Genomic DNA, 17272 nt, shown 5'->3' on the forward strand with positions numbered 1-17272 from the left:
GAGACCGTGACCAGCACCGACCTGCACCAGCGCGACGATGGCGAGCTGATCGAGGCCATCCTCGACGCCGCCGGGCGCGGCGACGTCGAGACCATGGCCCGCGAGGCGGCCGAGGTCTCCGAGATGACCCGCAACTGGGCCACCCACATCCCCTGGGACGACCTCGCGACCCTCGACGCCTCCGGGGCCGACGGCGAGCTGGCCCGGGTCGTGGCGGACCTGACGGAGATGTGGGAGCCGGCGCACCTGCGCAACCCCGTCGACCCCGACGAGGAGTACGCGCTGGACAAGAACGCGTACGACTTCTACCGCCCCGCCGGCCGCAACCTGCTCGCCCGCACCGAGGACTTCTACGACTGGGTGCAGGCCCGCCGCCGCACGGAGACCTGGCAGTACTCCCGGGTCCTGGAGGCGGCCCCGGACAGCGTCGCCGAGATCACCAACGACCTGGGCAAGCGGACCCGGGGCATCAACTTCAACTCGCAGGACTACCTGTCGTTCAACACCCACCCGGCCATCCGGGAGGCGGCGGTCCGGGCGATGCGCGACTACGGCCCGCACAGCGCCGGCTCGCCGATGGTGCTCGGCAACACCCGCATCTCCGACGAGCTGGAGGTGGCGCTCGGCGAGCTGGTGGGGCTGGAGCACGTCACGCTCTTCCCGACCGGCTGGTCGGCGGGCTTCGGCGCGATCGTCGGCCTGGTCCGCCAGTCCGACCACGTGGTCATCGACCGGCTCGCGCACTCCTGCCTCCAGCAGGGCGCGCGGGCGGCGACCCGCAACGTGGTCCGCTACGAGCACCTCAACGTCGAGGCCGTGCGCCAGCACCTGGCCGACATCCGGTCGCACGACAGCCGCAACGGCATCCTCGTCGTCACCGACGGCCTCTTCTCCGTCGATGCCGACTGGCCGGACCTGGTGACCCTGCAGCGGGTCTGCCGGGAACACGACGCGACCCTGCTGGTCGACGTCGCGCACGACCTCGGCTCGATGGGGCCGGGCGGCACGGGGGTGCTGGGCATGCAGAACCTGCTCGGCGAGATCGACATCGTCATGGGGGCGTTCTCGAAGACGTTCTGCTCCAACGGCGGCTTCGTGGCGTCGCGCTCCCCGGCCCTGAAGCAGTACGTGAAGATGTTCAGCAACTCGCACTTCTTCTCCAACGCGTTGTCGCCGGTGCAGACCGCCGTGGTCCGGGAGGCCGCCCGGATCATCCGGTCCCCCGAGGGCGACGAGCTGCGCGCCCGGCTGTTCACCGCCATCCACGCGCTGCGCGACGAGCTGACCGGCCGGGGGCTGACCTGCATGGGTGAGCCCTCGCCGATCGTGCCGCTGCTGATCGGCAACGAGAAGCTCGCCCGGACGGCCAACCGGCTGCTGTTCGACCGGGGGGTGCTCGCGTTCATGGTGGAGTTCCCGGTCACCCCGACCGGGTCGTCGCGGTTCCGGCTCCAGGTGCAGGCCGGCCACCGGCCCGAGGAGGCCCGGGAGGCGGCCCGCATCATCGAGGGGGCCATCGCCGACTCGCGGGCGTACCTGTCCAGCGCGTTCGGCAGCGCCGCCCGGTAGCCGCCGGTGGGCGGCGGGCCGGCACCGGCCCGCCGCCCCGCACGTACCGTCAGCCGCCGGCGGGGGCGGGCGAGACCGGCGCGGCCCGGCGGCGACGCCGGGCCAGTGCCCCGAGGACGACGTCGACGACGACGAACGCGAGCAGGGGCCCGCCGAACCAGGGCAGCGCCCACCCGACGGCGACGGTCAGCGCGAGGCCCGGCAGCAGCGCCCACCACGGCAGGCCGCGCAGTCCGCCCCGTGCGGGCGGGGTCCCGACGGGGGCGCGCCGGTCGGCCCGGGTGGGGCGGCGCTGCCACCACATCCGGTAACCCCAGACGATGACGCAGAGCAGGCCCAGGGCGAGCGCGGCGAGCAGCACCTGGTTGACCGGGCCGAACAGCAGACCCATGTGCGCGGCGACACCGAGGCTGCTGAGCTTGGCCAGCAGCGGCCAGTCGGCGAAGTCGCTGCGGTCGGTCACCGTGCCGGCCACCGGGTCAACGGCGATGCGGTCCCGGCCCACGGGCCAGGTGCTGTCGGTCTCGGCGACCGTCCACGCGTCGCCGCTGTCCTCGGCGGGGACGATCCGCATCGGTCCGGTGAGACCGGCGCCGGTGGCAGCGGCCAGCACCCGCTCGAACGTCGCGGGGTCCGCCGACCCGGCGGTGGCGCCGCCGTGCTGGTGCTCCCCGCCACCGGAGGGCGGCGCGCCGGTGAGGCTGGTGGAGACCTCCGGGGTGCCGGCGCGCAACGCGTCGAGCGCGCTGCCGAAATGCCCACCGGCGTACCGGGACCAGGTCAGGCCGGTCGCGGAGAGGAAGAGCAGGCCGACGGCGAGCCAGACCCCGGTGGTCGCGTGCCAGGCCCGGGTGCGCCGCACCCCCTTGCGGGCGGACAGGTCGGGCACGAGCAGGTGCCGGACGCGGGTACGGGCGGTGCCGCGCCGACGCCACCACAGGACGACGCCGCCGCCGACGAGGAGCCACAGCCAGCTCGCGGCGATCTCGGAGTAGTGGCGGCCGAGGTCGCCGAGTTGCAGGTTGCGGTGCAGGTCGTCCAGCCAGGTGGTGACGGGGGTGTAGTCGAACCAGGTGGTCAGCTGCCCCTTGACGGTTGCGGTGTGCGGGTCGACGTAGACGGTGTGCTCCCGGTCGCCGAGGTCGGGCTGGGCGAACACGACCCGGGTGGTGGCGCCGTCCGTGCCCGGCAGCACGGCGGCGACGGTGCCCTCGGGGTGGGCCGCGCGGGCGGCGGCGACCTGCTCGGCGAGGGACTTCGGCGGCCCACCCGGTGCGGCGGTCAGCACGTCGCCGTAGACGACCCGGTCCAGTTGCGGGGTGACGGTGTACGCCAGGCCGGTCAGGGCGGCGACGAACAGGAACGGTGCCACGAGGACACCGGCGTAGAAGTGCAGGCGGAGCAGGAACGCCGCCCACGCCGGGGTGCGGCGCGCCGCCGGGGCGGGCGCGTCGGCCGGGGCGAGCGGCTCCGGCGTCGAGCCTCCGTGCAGTTCGGTGATGGACATATGCTTCCGATCGGAATAGCCGGGATCGTTTCCCGGTGGGACTGCCCCCGTACGACAGGGGTGGGTCCCGTCGTGCCGGTGTCGCGGGGCCCACCGGTGAGGTGGTCGGGCGCGGAGCCGGGGAAGTTCCCGGCCCCGTTGGCGTGACCGCCGTGGGCTACCGTGCGCGCCGCCGGCGCCGCACGCGCCCGGCGGCGAGCGCGCCGCCGACCAAAGCGCAGGCGAGCAGGGCGACGCCGGCCGCCACGGTGACCGGCCCGGGCCCGCCGTCCCGGCCGGCGCGTTCGGCCGCCCCGCTGGCCGGTGCTCCGCTGGGCGGCGCGGCGGTGGGCGGGGGGCTCACCGGGGCCGTCGCGGTGGCGGCCGGGTCGGCGACGGTGAACCGGTAGGAGCCCTGCACGGGGTGCCCGTCGGTGGACACGACCCGGTAGGCCACCGTGTAGGTGCCGTCGGGCAGCGGCTCGGCGACGGTGACGGTCGCCCGCGTGCCGGCGACGACCGGCACGCCGGTGGCCACCACCCGCCGGGCGGCGTCGCTGAGCACGACGGTGGTGAGATCCGGGTTCAGCTTCTGCAGGAACCGCACCGTGATCTCGGACGGCGGCGTGGCCAGCCGGGCGTCCGCGGCGGGGGTGGCCGAGGCCAGGCTGTTGTGGGCGGCGGCCGGCGCGGCGGGCGCGACCAGGACCGCCAGGGCGGCCAGCGCGGCGGCGGCTCCCGCGACGCGGGGGTGGCGGACGGGTCTGCGCATGCTGCTCCCTTTCCTGGTGGTGCCGCTCGGGCAGCCGGTGCGCCGGGTGGCGGTCGGCAGCCGGTGCGGTGGTGCCGCTCGGGCGTTCGGTGGCGCCGGTCAGGCGAGCAGCTGCTGGCCGATCCAGCCGCCGTCCGAGCACCCGGGCGGCACGGCGAACACGGCGGAGCCGATCGGGGTGGTCCACTCGTTGAGCAGGTCCCGCTCGGCGAGGCGACGCTGGATGGGCAGGAACTGCGTCGTGACGTCCGCCTGGTACGAGGCGAAGATCAGTCCGCTGTCGGCGGTGCCGTCGGCGGCCGGTACCCCGTCGTAGTTGTACGGGCGGCGCAGGATGCGCAGCCGGTCGTCGGTGACCCGGGCGCGGGTCAGGTGGGAGAAGTCGGGGATGACGGTGAGCCCGGCAGCATCGACGGCGGCGAAGTCGGGCTCGTCGTGTTCGGCCGTGCCGGTCAGCGGGGCGCCGGTGTCGAGCCGACGGCCGACGGCCAGCTCCCGGTCGGCGCGGCCGAGCAGGTCCCAGGTCTCCAGGTTCATGCTGATCCGCCGCACGACCAGGGTGCTGCTGTCCCGCAGCCACGCCGGGCCGTCGGGCACCCACACGGCGGTCTCCAGCGGCCCGCCGGGGCGGGGGTTGGCGGTGCCGTCGAGCTGGCCGAACAGGTTGCGCTGGGTGCGCCCCGGTTCCGCGCCGGCCGCCCGGCGGAAGCCCTGCTGCACCCACGCCACGGTCGCGAACGGCCGGCTGTCCTTGACCAGGACCCGCTGGGCGTGGGCCACCGTGACCGGGTCGTCGGCGCAGATCTGCAGCAGCAGGTCCCCGCCGGACCAGCGGGGCTGGAGGCGGTCGACGCGGAAGGCCGGCAGCGCCGCCACCGACGCCGGCCGGCGCTCGTCGAGGCCGGCGGCCCGGTAGAGGCCGGGGCCGAAGCCGAACGTGACGGTCAGCCGCGCGGGCAGCAGGCCGAGCTCGGGTTCGGTGTCGGCGAGGGCCGGCCGGCCCTGGGAGAGGCGGGCGGCGTCGTCGGTGAGCAGCCGCAGCAGCCGGCCCAGGGCGGCCCGGTCGGTGGCCGGCGCGAGGTTCAGCGCGACGAACGACGCGTGCGCCTGTGGCTCGGTGTCCACCCCCGCCTGGCGCGCGCCGTGGAACGGCACCACCGCGCCGCCGACGTCGGCCACCGGGACCGCCCCGCCGGGGCGTACGTCGGCGTCGTCGGAGCGGGCGGCGGCGATCGCGGCGGCGGCGAGCGTGCCCCCGGCGGCCAGGGCCCCGCCAGTGAGCAGGGCGCGCCTGCGCACCGGACGGCCGGTGGCGGTGCCGGTCATGCGGCGGGGCTCGTGGTCACCTGCGGCGTGCCGCTCATGCCCGGCATCGGGGTCGCGCCGTGGCCGGGGGCGTAGCTCTCCTGCGCGCCGGTGAACGGCTTGGCCACGGCGGTGAAGGTCTGCGTCCGGCCGTCGGCGAAGGTGAGCGTGAAGGAGAGTTCGTCGCCGGCCCGCACCGGCTGCCGGAGGTTCATCAGCATCAGGTGCTCGCCGCCGGGCTCCAGGACGTGGCTGCTCTTCGCCCTGACCACGATGCCGCCCTGCTTGGCCTGCATGACCATCTTGCCGTCCTTCATGGTCATCTCGTGCAGCTCCATCGGGGACACGTCGGTGGCCGCGCCGGTGATGGTCACGTCCGCGTCCCCGTCGTTGACCAGGGTGCCGAAGGCCGCGGTCATGCCCTTGTCGGCGGCCTTCACCCACGGGTCGCGCACGGTCAGCACCCCGGCGGCGGCGCTCGCCGACACCGACGGTGACGGTGACGGGTTCGGTGCAGCGGTGGACGCGTTGTCCGGCGAGCCGCAGCCGGCGGCGACCGCCGCCGTGAGGGCGGCAGTGAGCAGGGCTGCCGTGCGCCGGGGTCGGCGGGGCGCGGTGAGGCTGGGCATGGGTTCCCCTTCGATGATCGATTGCAGGTGGATGGTCGGCGTCACGGGGGGTTAAGTTCCGCGGCTGTCCGTGACCCACGCCACTCGTGGGATCCGGTCGGGTGGACGTCGCGACGGGCGCCCGGTGGACCCGCGCGCGGGTGGAGAAACTTTTGCTATCTGCGGAAAAAGTTCGCAGAGGCTTGACGGAAGTCCGGGTACGGCGAGGATGATCCGATGCGTCGTCCCCCTCCGGTCCCCGGCCGCTGCGTCTCGGGCCTGCTCGCTGTCGTCCTCGCCGCGGCGGTCGCCGTCCTCGGGGCCGCCCCGCCCGCCGCGGCGCACGGCACCCTGGCCATGTCCACGCCGGCGACCGGCGCCACGGTCGGCGAGCCGTTGGCGACCGTGCAGCTCTACTTCACCGAGCGGGTCGCCGACAACGCGTACTTCGCGGTCACCGCGCCGGGCGGCGGTCGGGTCGACAACGGCTGGACGCACGGGTCGCCCGCGCCCCTGGACCAGCCGGTGCGGGAATACCTGCTCGTCGACGGGAAGTTCGAGCCGCGCGAATACACCACCGGTTTCCCGGCGGTGGTGAAACTGGCGCACCTGCCGGCGGCCGGGCAGTACACGGTCAGCTACCTGTCGGTTGCCTCCGACGGCGAGCCGGTGCGGGGCACGATGAGCTTCCGGTACACCGGTCGGGTCACGGCCGCCCCGCAGGGCTGGCGCCCGCCGACCACGGGACCCGACCCGTCGCTCGTCGCCGCCGCCGAACAGCACGAGACGTCCGGACACGGCTCGCCCCAGTCCGCGGGCGCGTCGGCCGCGCCCGCCGCGTCACCGGCCGCCCCCGGCGCGGCCCCTCCCGCGGCGGCCCCCGCCGACGCCGGGGACGCCGGCGGGCCCGGCTGGCTCGGCTGGCTCGGCGTCGTCGTGGCGGTCGCGGCGGTGGCCGGCGTCGTCGGGTGGCGTCACCGCGCCGCGTGGGCAGGTGGCCCGGCAACCCGCTGGCCGTGGACCCGCCGCCCCGCCGGCCGCGCGCCGCGCCGCGCCCCGGCCGCCCGGGCGGCGGGACGGGCGAAGTCGCCCGGCCCGAAGCCGCGCCCGGCGACCAGGGGCGGCGGCCCCCGACGCGACCCGGCCGGGCCGGGCGAGGCACCCGAGCCCGCGCCGGCGGGCGGGCCCCGGCTCGGCGACCGGGGCCTCGCCGTGGTCGTCGGCGGGCTGGTGGTCGCCCTGCTGGCCGGGTTCGGGCTCGGCCGCGTCGGTGCCGGCGACGGTCGGGCCGCCACGGCGGCCGTCGGCGGGTCGCCCGCCACCGGAAGCCCGGTCGCGGCGGGGGACGGCCACCAGCACGCGGCGGGGGCCGGGGCGCACACGCATCCCGGCGACGGCGACCCGGCGCAGGCGCAGGTGACCGGCACGACGGTCAGCGCCGGCGGCTACACGCTGAAACCGGTGACGCGGTCCCAGCCGGCCGGCGTGAACGCGGACTACCGGTTCCGGATCGTGGGCGCCGACGGGCGGCCGGAGACGCGCTTCGCGGTCGTGCACGACAAGCCGATGCACCTGGTCGTGGTGGGCCGGGACCTGGGCGGCTACCAGCACCTGCACCCCACGATGGCCGTCGACGGCACCTGGAGCGTGCCCCTGACGCTCAAGCGGGCCGGGGGCTACCGCGTCTACGCCGACTTCGCCACGACCGCCGCCGACGGCACCGCGCGGCCGCTGGTCCTCGGCGTCGACCACCAGGTTCCCGGAGCGCACACCCCGGCCACCCTCCCGGCCGCCCAGCCGCGGGCGACGGCCGGGCCGTTCGAGGTGGAGATGGTGGGCACCCCGACGATCGGGGCGACGGTGCCGCTGTCGTTCCGGGTGGGCCGGGCCGGCGCGCCCGCGCGCCTGGAACGCTACCTGGGCGCGTACGGGCACCTGGTGGTCGTCCGCGAGGGTGACCTGGGCTACGTGCACGTCCACCCGGATCAGGAACTGGTCGACGGGGCGCCCAGGTTCTGGCTGACCGCGCCGGGCCCGAGCCGCTACCGGGCGTACTTCGACTTCCAGGTCGACGGCAAGGTCCACACCGCCGAGTTCACCTTCGACCTGGGGTGAGACCCGGGGGCCGGCCCGCACCGATGCCGATGCGGGCCGCCCCCGACGAGCCGGGGCCGCGCTAGCCCTCGATCCGGACGATGTTGCGGATCTTGTTGGACGCGTCCAGCGCCGCCACCTTGTACGCCTCGGCGAGGGTCGGGTAGTTGAACACCGCGTCGATGAGGTAGTCGACCGTGCCTCCGCAGCCCATGACGGTCTGCCCGATGTGCACGATCTCGGTGGCGCCGGTGCCGAACACGTGCACCCCGAGCAGCCGGCCGTCGGCTGGTGACACCAGCAGCTTCAGCATGCCGTACGAGTCGCCGACGATCTGGCCGCGGGCCAGCTCCCGGTAGCGGGCGATGCCGACCTCGAACGGCGTGGAGCTCTCCGTCAGCTGCTCCTCGGTCTTCCCGACGAAGCTGATCTCCGGAATGGTGTAGATGCCGATCGGCTGCAGCTCGTTGAGCGCGCGGACCGGTTCCCCGCAGGCGTGCTGCGCGGCGATGCGGCCCTGCTCCATCGAGGTGGACGCCAGGGCCGGGAACCCGATCACGTCGCCGACGGCGTAGATGTTCTCCACCGCCGTGCGGTAGTTCGCGTCGACCGTGATCCGGCCGCGCCGGTCGGCCTGCAACCCGGCCGCCTCCAGCGCCAGCTTGTCGGTCTGGCCCTGGCGGCCGGCCGAGTACATGACGGTGTCCGCGACGATCTTCTTCCCGCTCTTCAGGACGCACAGGGCGGCGCTCTCGTGCTTCTCGACCGCCGCCACCTCCTCGCCGAAGCGGAACGTGACCGACAGGTCGCGCAGGTGGTACTTGAGCGACTCGACGACCTCCTCGTCGCAGAAGTCGAGCATCCGGTCGCGGCGCTCCACCACGGTCACCTTGGTGCCGAGCGCGGCGAACATCGAGGCGTACTCCATGCCGATCACGCCCGCGCCGACCACGACCATGCTGCGGGGGATGGCTTCCAGGTTGATCACCCCGTCGGAGTCCACGATCGTCCGCTCGTCGAACTCGACGCTGTCGGGGCGGGCCGGCCGGGTGCCGGCGGCGATGATGGCCTTGTCGAAGGTGACCCGCGACTCCTGCCCGGACTCGCCGTCCACCCAGATCGTGTGCGGGTCGGCGAACCGACCGGTGCCGGTGATCAGCGTGACCCGGTTGCGGGCCAGCTGGTTGCGGATGACGTCGGTCTGCCGGCTGATCACGTGCTGGGTCCGGGCGGCCAGGTCGCCGACCGTGATCTCCTCCTTGAGCCGGTAGCTGCTGCCGTACAGGTCCCGCTGGCTCATGCCGCTGAGATAGAGCACGGCCTCGCGTAACGTCTTGGAAGGGACGGTGCCGGTGTTGATGCACACCCCACCGATCATGTCGCGGCGGTCGACGACGCCGACCCGCCTACCGAGCTTGGCGGCGGCGATCGCGGCCTTCTGACCGCTGGGCCCGGAGCCCAGCACCAACAGGTCGTAGTCATACACGCCGTAAGCCTCGCAAGATCCCGCAACCCGCGCCACCGCACGTTCGGCGGCGGCCCCCGGCCCATCGGCGCCGACAGGCGTACGCCCCGGCACGCCGGCCGGTGGGCCGACGTGCCGGGGCGCGGGTGCGAGCCGGGTCAGGGGGTGGTGATGTTGAAGCTCCTGACGGTGGCGCTACCGCCGAGGGCCTGGGTGGCGTAGTTGAAGACGCCGAACCGGTAGCCCATGAAGAACGGCCAGTTGTTGTCGAGGGTGAGCGCGTTGCCGAGGGAGACGAAGTTGGTGCCGTCGGTGCTGTAGGAGAAGCGGGCCTGCCGACCCGTGCCGGGTCTGATGTCGGCGTTGACGCGCAACCAGATGCGTCCGCCGCTGATCGCCGCGCCGGCGATCTCGGTGCCGGTGTTGGTGGTGTTCCAGTTGCTGTCCATGGTGATGTTGTTGGTCATGACCACCCGGTTGGCCCCGTTGTCGCGTTTGACGCCGATCCAGGCGGACGAGTTGCGCAGCATGGACAGGCCGCTGCGGTCACCGTCACGCATCGTGGAGTAGTCGAGCTCGATGGTGGCGGTGCTGGTCGGCCCCTGGATGCGGTGGGTCAGGGTGTTGCGGGCCTTGTAGAGGTCGGTGGTGACCGTGGCGGTCTGGAGCCGCAGCCCGTTGTTGACCGACCACTTGGTGTCGTCGGGGTTGTGGTTCCACTCGTACTGCGGGCCGAGCGTGGTGCCGGGGAACGTGTCGTTGCCGATCATGGGCTTGACCGGGCGGGTGGGCAGGGGGTTGGGGTAGGAGGCGCCCCAGGCGCCGTTGACGGTCTGGATCTGGGGCCAGCCGTCGGAGGTCCAGTTGATCGGGGCGAGGGCGGGCACCCGGCCGCCGGGGTACGCGTCGATGAAGCTCATGTAGTACCACTGGCCGTTCTGGGTCTGCACGAGCCCGCCCTGGTGGGGGACGCCGCCGCCGGAGATCGGGCCGGGCATGTTGAGCAGGACCTGGCGCATCTCGTACGGCCCGAACGGGGAGCTGGACTTGAGCACGTACTGGCCGTTGGCGGGGCGGGTCAGCCAGATGTAGTAGCTGCCGTTGCGCTTGTAGAAGCGGGCGCCCTCGAGGGTGCCGACGCTGGACGGCGTGGAGAAGACCTGCTGCGAGCGGACCTGGGTCTTCCCGTCGGCGGAGAGCTGGGCGACGCTGATCTGGCTGTTGCCGTACGCGACGTACATGGTGTCGTTGTCGTCGACGAGCAGGCCGGCGTCGTAGTAGCAGCTGTTGATGGTGGAGATGCGGTTCCAGCCGCTCTCGACGCTCGTGGAGCTGTAGACGTGCGTCTTGGAGAAGTCGACGCAGCCGAGCCAGTAGAACGTGTTGTTGCTCTTGCGGTAGTTCATGGCCGAGGCCCAGATGCCGTCGACGTAGGCGTTCGACCCGTTGAGGTCGTACTTGGTGCCGAAGTCGAGGCGGGGCACCGAGTGGCCGGCGAACTCCCAGTTGACGAGGTCGTACGAGCGCAGAATCGGCGCGCCGGGGGAGTAGTGCATGGTGGAGGCGGAGTAGTAGTAGGCGTCACCGACGCGGAAGATGTCGATGTCGGCGAAGTCCTGCCACAGCACCGGGTTCGTGAACGACCCCGACGGCGAGGGCGGCGGCGTGGTCGGCGGGGGAGTGGTGGGCGGCGGCGTGGTCGTCGGCGGCGGCGTGGTCGGGTTGCCCGTGGGGGCCGAGCCGGTGCAGGTGACGCCGTTGAGGGCGAAGCTGGTCGGCGCCGGGTTGCTCGACGTCCAGGTGCCGTTGAAGCCGAAGCTGACGTTGCCCCCGGTGGGGATGGAGCCGTTGAACGAGGCGTTGGTCACCGTCACCTGGGCACCCGACTGGCTGACCGTGCCGTTCCACAGCTGGCTGATCGTCTGCCCTGCCGCGAAGGACCAGGTCAGACTCCAGCCGTTGACCGGGTCGCCGAGGTTGTCCACCGTGACGTTGGCGCCGAAGCCGCCCTGCCACTGGCTGGACACCGCGTAGGTGACCTTGCAGCCGGCGGCGGCCTGGGCGGAGACGGCCATGGTGGCCCCGGCGGCGCTGACGGCGATGGCCGTCGTCGCTGCGAGCCAGAGCCGAAGACGCGAGCGTTTCACTGCCTTTCCTCTCCTCTGTGCGATCCTGGATCTGCTGGTCGTGGCACGTCGGGCGGGGTGCGCCGGCCTGGCGTCCGGGGCGCGACGCCGGGGAGGCGGAGAACCCCGACCGCCGTGACGCCGCACCCGCCGGCACGCGCCGGCGGACGGAGGTCGGTCGGATGGCAGCCCGGCACGGTCGCGGCTGGTGAGACTGGACGATCGTGGCTGCGGAACGTCACGGGTCTGTCGACATCAGCCCGAGGCCCGGCCGACAGAGGCTCCCACCCCCGACCGGCACCTGGCATGGTGCAGCGCTCGGCGGATGGCCCCGGACATCTGTCGTCGGTGCCGCTCGTGCTTGCGGCTCCGGTCCCGGATCGGAGGCCGTACTGCCGGTCGGAGCGCGCCCTTCGCTCCTGCAGCGGACACTAGCGTGTTACCGTTCACATCGGCAAGTCATCGACCTGAAACGATGTTCGGGGGAACCCGCCGTCGGTGGGACCGGAGTCGTCGGCGCCCCGGATCGGGCGCGGCGCGCGGGGAGACTCAGAAAGCGAGGCCGAGCGCCAGGGCGGCGATGCCGAGCAGCGGCGGCACGAGCTGCTTGAGGGCCGCGCCGGCCTTCGACGGGGCCGAGACCAGCAGGACCAGACCGGCGGCGACCATGCATCCGGCGCCGACGAAGACCAGCGTCGCCCCGACGGTCCGCGAGCCGGATGCGAAGAGGACGATGCCGAGCGCGACGGCGATCGCCAGGAACAGGTTGTAGAACCCCTGGTTGAAGGCCAGCGCCTTCGTCGTCTCCGCGTCCGCTCGGCTGGCGATGCCGAAGGTCGCGCGCGCCCGGGCGCCCGTCCAGGCGATCGACTCCAGGTAGAAGATGTAGATGTGGACGAGGCCGGCGAGGCCGGCCAGCACGAGTCCGGCGATGATCATGATGACGCTTCCTCCGATCGCGCCCCGCCGGCCGGGCGGGGCCGCCGGTGCCGCTGGCGGGACCATTCTCCCCCCGTTCCCCCACGGCACGGGCCCGGCCCCACAGTCGGAGGGCGTCGGGCGCGGCCGGATGGCCGGTCAGCTGTGCCACACGACGACAACGCGCCCGCCAGCGCACCGCTGAATATGGCCTTTCTGCCCGCCTCCGACTGCGGACCTGGCATTCTCGGCAACGGGGCGGCCCGCCCTGCCGGCGGCAGGGCGACGGGGACCCGCCACGGCCGCGCCACCGGGCGCGCCCGGGACGCACCACGGTGGAGCGGCATGCGAGGGCATCGATCGAATCCGAACGGACCCGCTCCGCGCCGGGTCGGGCCCCCGGAGAGCGGGGCCGGGTCGGATGACGCCCGGCGCAGCCACCGGCTCGTCGCCGGGCTGCTCCTCGGCGTGGCCGGCGCCATCGACGCGTCGGCCGGCGCGGGCGCCGTCCGGGTGGACCCGTACGTGGTGATCGACGAGGGATTCCGGCGTCTCGACGTCACGGGGTGGGCGTGGCTCCAACTGGCGACGGGGCTGGCGGTGATCGCGGCGGCGCTGGCGTTGACCGTCGACCGGCGGGCCACCGCCTGCGCGGCGATCGGTGCCGGCGCGTTCGGCGTCCTGCTCACCGTGGCCCTGTTCGCGTACCAGCCGGTGGAGCGGGTGATGTCGGGGCTGCTGGCCACCGTGGCGGTCTGGCTGCTCGCCGGGCACCTGCGGGCGACGCCCCGCCGGCGGCCCGGCCCGCCGGCCGGGCGGGAGGTCAGCTGACCGGCGCGCAGAGCTGCGACTGCAGGAACGGCTTCGTGCCCGGCGGGACCTGGCCCCGCCACGCCGGGTTGAGCGTGATCGTCAGGGGCGGCGCCTGCCAGGCCGCCCCGAGGCGCTGGAGCACGCCGTACTCGGTGCGCGGCTTGTCGAGGTTCTGGCCGGAGAGGAAGCCGATCATCTCGTCGGCGATCATCCGGCGGCCGAGGAACCCCGCGTGGAGGGCGGGCACCTCGACGACCGGGATCCTGGTGAACGGTCCCGGCGGTGCCTCCACGGAGCTGACGGTGGGCAGGAAGGCGATCATCCGCACCCCGGGGACCGGGCACATCGTCTGGTAGCGGTAGAAGGGCGCGTTGTCGATGAGGGAGCGGACGAACGGCTCGTCGGGATTGCTGGTGCCGTTGCCGAGGCGGTTGGCGAACCCGAACATGGCGCGCAGCACCCACCCCGCGCCGATCCCCCACCCGCTGCTGGCCTCCGCCGGCGGATAGTAGGCCCGCCCGGAGCGGACCAGCGGGCTGAACATCAGCAGCGCGCGCACCGGTGAGCCCGGCCGGTCGCGCAGGTAGGTCCGCGCCACCATGGCCCCCTCGCTCTCCCCGAGCAGCGCGATCGGCCGCCCGGTGAGCCGGTGCAGCGCGTCGACCTGTGCGGCCAGGCGCTCCGAACTGGTCGCCAGCGACTGGTGGGTGTCCAACGCCTGGTAGGGCAGCGGCCGGCCACCCGCGTCCACCCCGGCGTAGGAGTAGCGCCGCACCCGGGGGTCCGCGGCCGGCCGACCGTCGTAGGTGCTGTCGTGCCCGGCGAGCAGGAGCACCGCGTACGGGACGGACGCCGCCAGGGGTTGCGAGAAGACGGGCGGGCCGAACGTGTCCCGCATGCCGCTGCGCGGCACCGCGAGGATCTGGATGACCAGGGGCACGGCCAGCGCCAGGGCCACCACCACCGGCACCACCGGCACCCGGGGCAGCCGCACGTGGGCGGGCCGCAGCGCCGCGCGCACCGTCCGGTGCCACAGCAGCCCGTTGCACAACCCCGCTGTCAGCGCGACCAGCGGCGTCCACGCCGGGGCGGCGCTCCACACCAGCCCCCCGGCCACCGAGAGCACCACCAGGTCCAGCAGCGACCAGCCGAACAGCTCCACCGACGGCAGCCCCCGCCACCCGCGGGGGACGACGGCCATCCGTTGCAGGAAGGGGGCGAGCAGGATCATCGGACCGAGCGAGACGAACAGGTACCAGGACAGGGCCACCGCCGACGCGGCGACCGACAGCGCGGCGAAGGGCGTGACGATGACGGCGGTGAGCGCGGCCACCCCCAGGTTGCGCCGCACCAGCACGCCCGTGGCCGGCCGGGGCGCCCGCGCCGGCCAGGAGAGCAGGACCAGCAGCGCGGACAGGGCGCCCCGGAGCGCGACCGCCGCGACCAGACCGAGGGCGAAGGTCAGCCAGGAGTTGTGGTAGACGAAGACCCACCGCAGGTCGTGGTAGGTGTCGTACGGCCAGACCGCGGTGACCTGCGGCGCGAGCGCCTGCGGCGAGACGAAATCGATTCGCGTCAGGATCGTGGCCTCGACCAGCGGGACGCCCCCGGCGACGGCGAGCAGTGCCGGCAGACGACGGGATCGTGGCACGGGTCCTGCTCCTTCACCGGGTGGGGTCGGCGCCGACTGTCTCGGCATCGACTCTCTCGCGAGCGACGCCGCCCCGGGGCGATACCGCCGAATCGGGACCCGTCGGTCGGACGGCGGTCGCGGTGTCCGGTATCCGGCCGACCGGCCGGTGGATGGCGGCTCGCCGTGCTCGCCGGCGGTGGCTCACAATGGAGGGCCGGTCACGTGGCCGTGCGGCGGGGGAGGATGCAGTTGACTCAGGCAAGCGAGCCGAGCCCGGCCCAGCCGGCCACGGCGGAGACCACACCGCCGCGCGTCACGCGGGCCCGGCAGGTCCGGCTGGTGGGGCTGACGGTCACGCTGGCCGTCCTCGCGGCGGCCCTGATCCCGATCGTGCTCGCGTTCGGCCCGCCGACCCGCGACGAGCTGCTGGAGCAGGCCGGGCTGAAGGGCAGGCAGCAGCTCCTGATCGGGGTGAAGGACGACCAGCCCGGCATCTCCCAGCGGTTTCCGAACAACGTCTGGAAGGGCTTCGACGTCGACATCGCCTACATGATCGCCGGCTATCTCGGGTTCGACCGGTCCCAGGTGCGGTTCCTGCCGATCGAGAGCGAGGACCGGGCCCGCCGCCAGGCCCGCGACGGGGACGGGTTCGTCACCGTCGACCTGGTGATCGCCTCCTACAGCATCACCAAGCAACGGGAGGAGGAGGGCGCGGTCTTCTCCGCCCCCTACCTCTACACCGAGCAGTCGGTGATCACGCTGGACAGCGTCGGCGAGGCGGAGCAGGTGAGCAGCCTGGAGGACCTGAGTGGGAAGACGGTCTGCACGCTGACCACCTCGACCTCCGCCCAGCGACTGCGGGAGGCCGGCGCCAAGCCGATCGGCCGCAACCGGATCAGCGACTGCGTCCAGATGCTCTACGACGGCAAGGTGTACGCGGTCACCACCGACGCCGCGATCCTCGCCGGCTTCGTCACCGGCGACCGGCCCGACGACGACGGCCAGCGCTTCCCGGTCGAGCTGCGGGGCGTCAAGCCGCTGCGGCACTGGGACATCGGCTCCTCGGCGCAGGAGAGGTGGGGCGTCAACACCGGCTCCAACGGGGCGCTGCGGGACCTGGTCGACCTCGCCCTCTATGCCTCGGCCGAGGACGAGGAGAACTCGACCTGGGAGCACGCGTACGACGCGAACCTGCGCTGGCAGCAGCGGTACAACCTCCCGCAGTCCGTCGCAGAACAGCGGCAGCCGGAGCCGAGGAAGGTGGAGGTACGGCAGTGGCCGTGGGAGAGGATCGCGCTACCGGCCCCGGCGCACCCCGGATCGCCGCCGGCCCCGGCAAGACGGGCCGACCGCGCCGCATGGCGGGGGCGCGGCAGGCGCAGCAGTGGCTGCTGACGCTCCTACCGGCGTTCCCCGTCCTGCTGCTGGTGCTGCGGCTGTGGCAGCTCAGCCGGCAGGACATGTCGACCATGCTGCTGCTGGTGCAGTACGTCAGCCCGCTCGGCCTGCTCAGCGCGCTGCTGATCGCGTTGGTCTGGGCGTTCCCCCTGGTCGTGCTCACGTTCGGCGTGCTCGGTCGGCTGCTGCGGCTCAGCGCCCCTGACCGCTTCGACCCGGAACGGTCGCTGTTGGCCTCCGGGACGGCGCGCACCCCGGGCTGGGTGCTCACCGGCGCCGTCGCGCTGGGGGCGCTGACGTGGCAGCTGCGCTTCCTGCCGACGCTGCTGATGCTGGGGCTCTGGCTGCTCGCGCTGCGCACCCGCTACCTGCACCCGGACCAGCCGACCCGGATCCTGCTGGTGAGCGTGGCGCTGCCGCTGGCAGCGGCCGTGCTGGCGTACACCGCGTTGGGCCCGGCGATCTGGGCGGCCCTGCGGCAGGACGAACTGGCCACGGCCGCGCTGCTGGCGGTGCCGCCCGCCGCCGCGGTGCTGCTCACCGGCCCGATCCCCGGCTGGAGCGCCCCGGTGCTGACGCACGGCCTGGCGTACGCGGTCGCCGCCGTGCTCCCGCTGGTGATGGGGGCGGTCTTCCTCCGGGTCCCGGTGCTGCCGACCGCCGCGGTCGAGCTGGCCCCGCCGGGGGCGGGCGCCGCCGCCGCGGACACCGACCCGGGCGCGGATCCGGCGCCGGCCGACCGGGCGGGGCCGGAGGTGGTGCTCGGCGCGCTCATCACGGTCACCGACACGTCGACGATCGTGCTGGACCGGGCCGAGGGGGTGCGGTTCCTGCCGAACGGCCGGGTCCGGTCGCAGGTGCTGTGCCCGGAGGCGGCGCGGGTGCCGTACAGCGTGGTGACGGTGCACGGCTGGCCGGTGGAGGAGACGGTCCTGGACTGGATGATGCCCCGGCGGCCCGTCGCCGACCCGGACGTCCGCTGCGACGGCCGGCTTCCCGCCGCCCGGTGACTGCCGGCTCGACCGATTGACGGGACAGGCAGGCGTCACTAACCTGGGCAAGCGCTTTCCTGTGACGCGTCCCGC

Annotated in this window: 13 protein-coding genes; 5 read left to right on the forward strand and 8 right to left on the reverse strand. The window is 73.9% G+C overall.

Annotated elements, in window-relative coordinates; all coding sequences use genetic code 11:
* Positions 1–6 precede the first annotated feature (6 nt).
* Positions 7–1569: an aminotransferase class I/II-fold pyridoxal phosphate-dependent enzyme gene (locus TK50_RS15820; protein ID WP_043964691.1), complete on the forward strand. Its 1563-nt coding sequence runs from the start codon at positions 7–9 to the stop codon at positions 1567–1569.
* Between the two features lie 49 nt (positions 1570–1618).
* Here TK50_RS15820 and TK50_RS15825 read toward each other — a convergent pair whose 3' ends face one another.
* The 4 genes from TK50_RS15825 to TK50_RS15840 form a co-directional block, all read right to left on the reverse strand.
* Positions 1619–3076: a PepSY-associated TM helix domain-containing protein gene (locus TK50_RS15825; RefSeq protein ID WP_043963425.1), complete on the reverse strand. Its 1458-nt coding sequence runs from the start codon at positions 3074–3076 to the stop codon at positions 1619–1621.
* 157 nt (positions 3077–3233) lie between these two features.
* Complete coding sequence (locus TK50_RS15830) at positions 3234–3827, reverse strand: copper resistance CopC family protein (RefSeq protein ID WP_043963426.1); 594 nt, start codon at positions 3825–3827, stop codon at positions 3234–3236.
* 99 nt (positions 3828–3926) lie between these two features.
* Positions 3927–5153, reverse strand: coding sequence for a Dyp-type peroxidase (locus TK50_RS15835; protein ID WP_043963427.1), 1227 nt, complete (start codon positions 5151–5153; stop codon positions 3927–3929).
* Positions 5150–5761, reverse strand: coding sequence for a copper chaperone PCu(A)C (locus tag TK50_RS15840; RefSeq protein WP_043964693.1), 612 nt, complete (start codon positions 5759–5761; stop codon positions 5150–5152). The genes TK50_RS15835 and TK50_RS15840 overlap by 4 nt, the downstream gene beginning before the upstream one ends.
* Positions 5762–5977: 216 nt before the next feature.
* Here TK50_RS15840 and TK50_RS35440 point away from each other — a divergent pair, with 216 nt between their 5' ends.
* On the forward strand, positions 5978–7855 hold the full coding sequence (locus tag TK50_RS35440; RefSeq protein WP_043963429.1) for a copper resistance CopC family protein: 1878 nt from the start codon (positions 5978–5980) through the stop codon (positions 7853–7855).
* Between the two features lie 61 nt (positions 7856–7916).
* On the opposite strand, the gene sthA is transcribed toward TK50_RS35440, so the two are convergent.
* The 3 genes from sthA to TK50_RS15860 form a co-directional block, all read right to left on the reverse strand.
* Entirely contained in the window at positions 7917–9320 is a 1404-nt protein-coding gene (gene sthA / locus TK50_RS15850; protein WP_043963431.1) for a Si-specific NAD(P)(+) transhydrogenase, read from the reverse strand.
* 137 nt (positions 9321–9457) lie between these two features.
* Positions 9458–11446: a family 43 glycosylhydrolase gene (locus TK50_RS15855; RefSeq protein WP_144420257.1), complete on the reverse strand. Its 1989-nt coding sequence runs from the start codon at positions 11444–11446 to the stop codon at positions 9458–9460.
* A gap of 528 nt (positions 11447–11974) precedes the next feature.
* On the reverse strand, positions 11975–12364 hold the full coding sequence (locus TK50_RS15860; RefSeq protein ID WP_043963432.1) for a DUF1304 domain-containing protein: 390 nt from the start codon (positions 12362–12364) through the stop codon (positions 11975–11977).
* Between the two features lie 324 nt (positions 12365–12688).
* Between TK50_RS15860 and TK50_RS15865 the strand changes: the two genes are divergently transcribed.
* Positions 12689–13174, forward strand: coding sequence for a DUF7144 family membrane protein (locus TK50_RS15865; protein WP_144420258.1), 486 nt, complete (start codon positions 12689–12691; stop codon positions 13172–13174).
* Here the strand turns inward: TK50_RS15865 and TK50_RS15870 are convergent.
* Complete coding sequence (locus TK50_RS15870; protein WP_063838582.1) at positions 13167–14807, reverse strand: alpha/beta fold hydrolase; 1641 nt, start codon at positions 14805–14807, stop codon at positions 13167–13169. The two genes, TK50_RS15865 and TK50_RS15870, sit on opposite strands and share 8 nt — an antisense overlap.
* Positions 14808–15032: 225 nt before the next feature.
* Here TK50_RS15870 and TK50_RS15875 point away from each other — a divergent pair, with 225 nt between their 5' ends.
* Positions 15033–16184, forward strand: coding sequence for a transporter substrate-binding domain-containing protein (locus tag TK50_RS15875; protein WP_241774002.1), 1152 nt, complete (start codon positions 15033–15035; stop codon positions 16182–16184).
* Positions 16148–17197, forward strand: a complete 1050-nt coding sequence (locus tag TK50_RS15880; protein WP_043963436.1) for a hypothetical protein — start codon at positions 16148–16150, stop codon at positions 17195–17197. The genes TK50_RS15875 and TK50_RS15880 overlap by 37 nt, the downstream gene beginning before the upstream one ends.
* The last annotated feature ends 75 nt before the right edge of the window (positions 17198–17272 follow it).

The sequence above is a fragment of the Micromonospora haikouensis genome, assembly GCF_000876225.1.
Taxonomy (GTDB): domain Bacteria; phylum Actinomycetota; class Actinomycetes; order Mycobacteriales; family Micromonosporaceae; genus Micromonospora; species Micromonospora haikouensis.

Excerpts from the sequence above, each read along its gene's own strand:
- TK50_RS15825 (WP_043963425.1), bottom strand. The coding sequence starts at position 3,076 with ATGTCCATCACCGAACTGCACGGAGGCTCGACGCCGGAGCCGCTCGCC.
- TK50_RS15830 (WP_043963426.1), bottom strand. The coding sequence starts at position 3,827 with ATGCGCAGACCCGTCCGCCACCCCCGCGTCGCGGGAGCCGCCGCCGCG.
- TK50_RS15835 (WP_043963427.1), bottom strand. The coding sequence starts at position 5,153 with ATGACCGGCACCGCCACCGGCCGTCCGGTGCGCAGGCGCGCCCTGCTC.
- TK50_RS15840 (WP_043964693.1), bottom strand. The coding sequence starts at position 5,761 with ATGCCCAGCCTCACCGCGCCCCGCCGACCCCGGCGCACGGCAGCCCTG.
- TK50_RS35440 (WP_043963429.1), top strand. The coding sequence starts at position 5,978 with ATGCGTCGTCCCCCTCCGGTCCCCGGCCGCTGCGTCTCGGGCCTGCTC.
- TK50_RS15860 (WP_043963432.1), bottom strand. The coding sequence starts at position 12,364 with ATGATCATCGCCGGACTCGTGCTGGCCGGCCTCGCCGGCCTCGTCCAC.
- TK50_RS15865 (WP_144420258.1), top strand. The coding sequence starts at position 12,689 with ATGCGAGGGCATCGATCGAATCCGAACGGACCCGCTCCGCGCCGGGTC.
- TK50_RS15875 (WP_241774002.1), top strand. The coding sequence starts at position 15,033 with ATGCAGTTGACTCAGGCAAGCGAGCCGAGCCCGGCCCAGCCGGCCACG.
- TK50_RS15880 (WP_043963436.1), top strand. The coding sequence starts at position 16,148 with ATGGCGGGGGCGCGGCAGGCGCAGCAGTGGCTGCTGACGCTCCTACCG.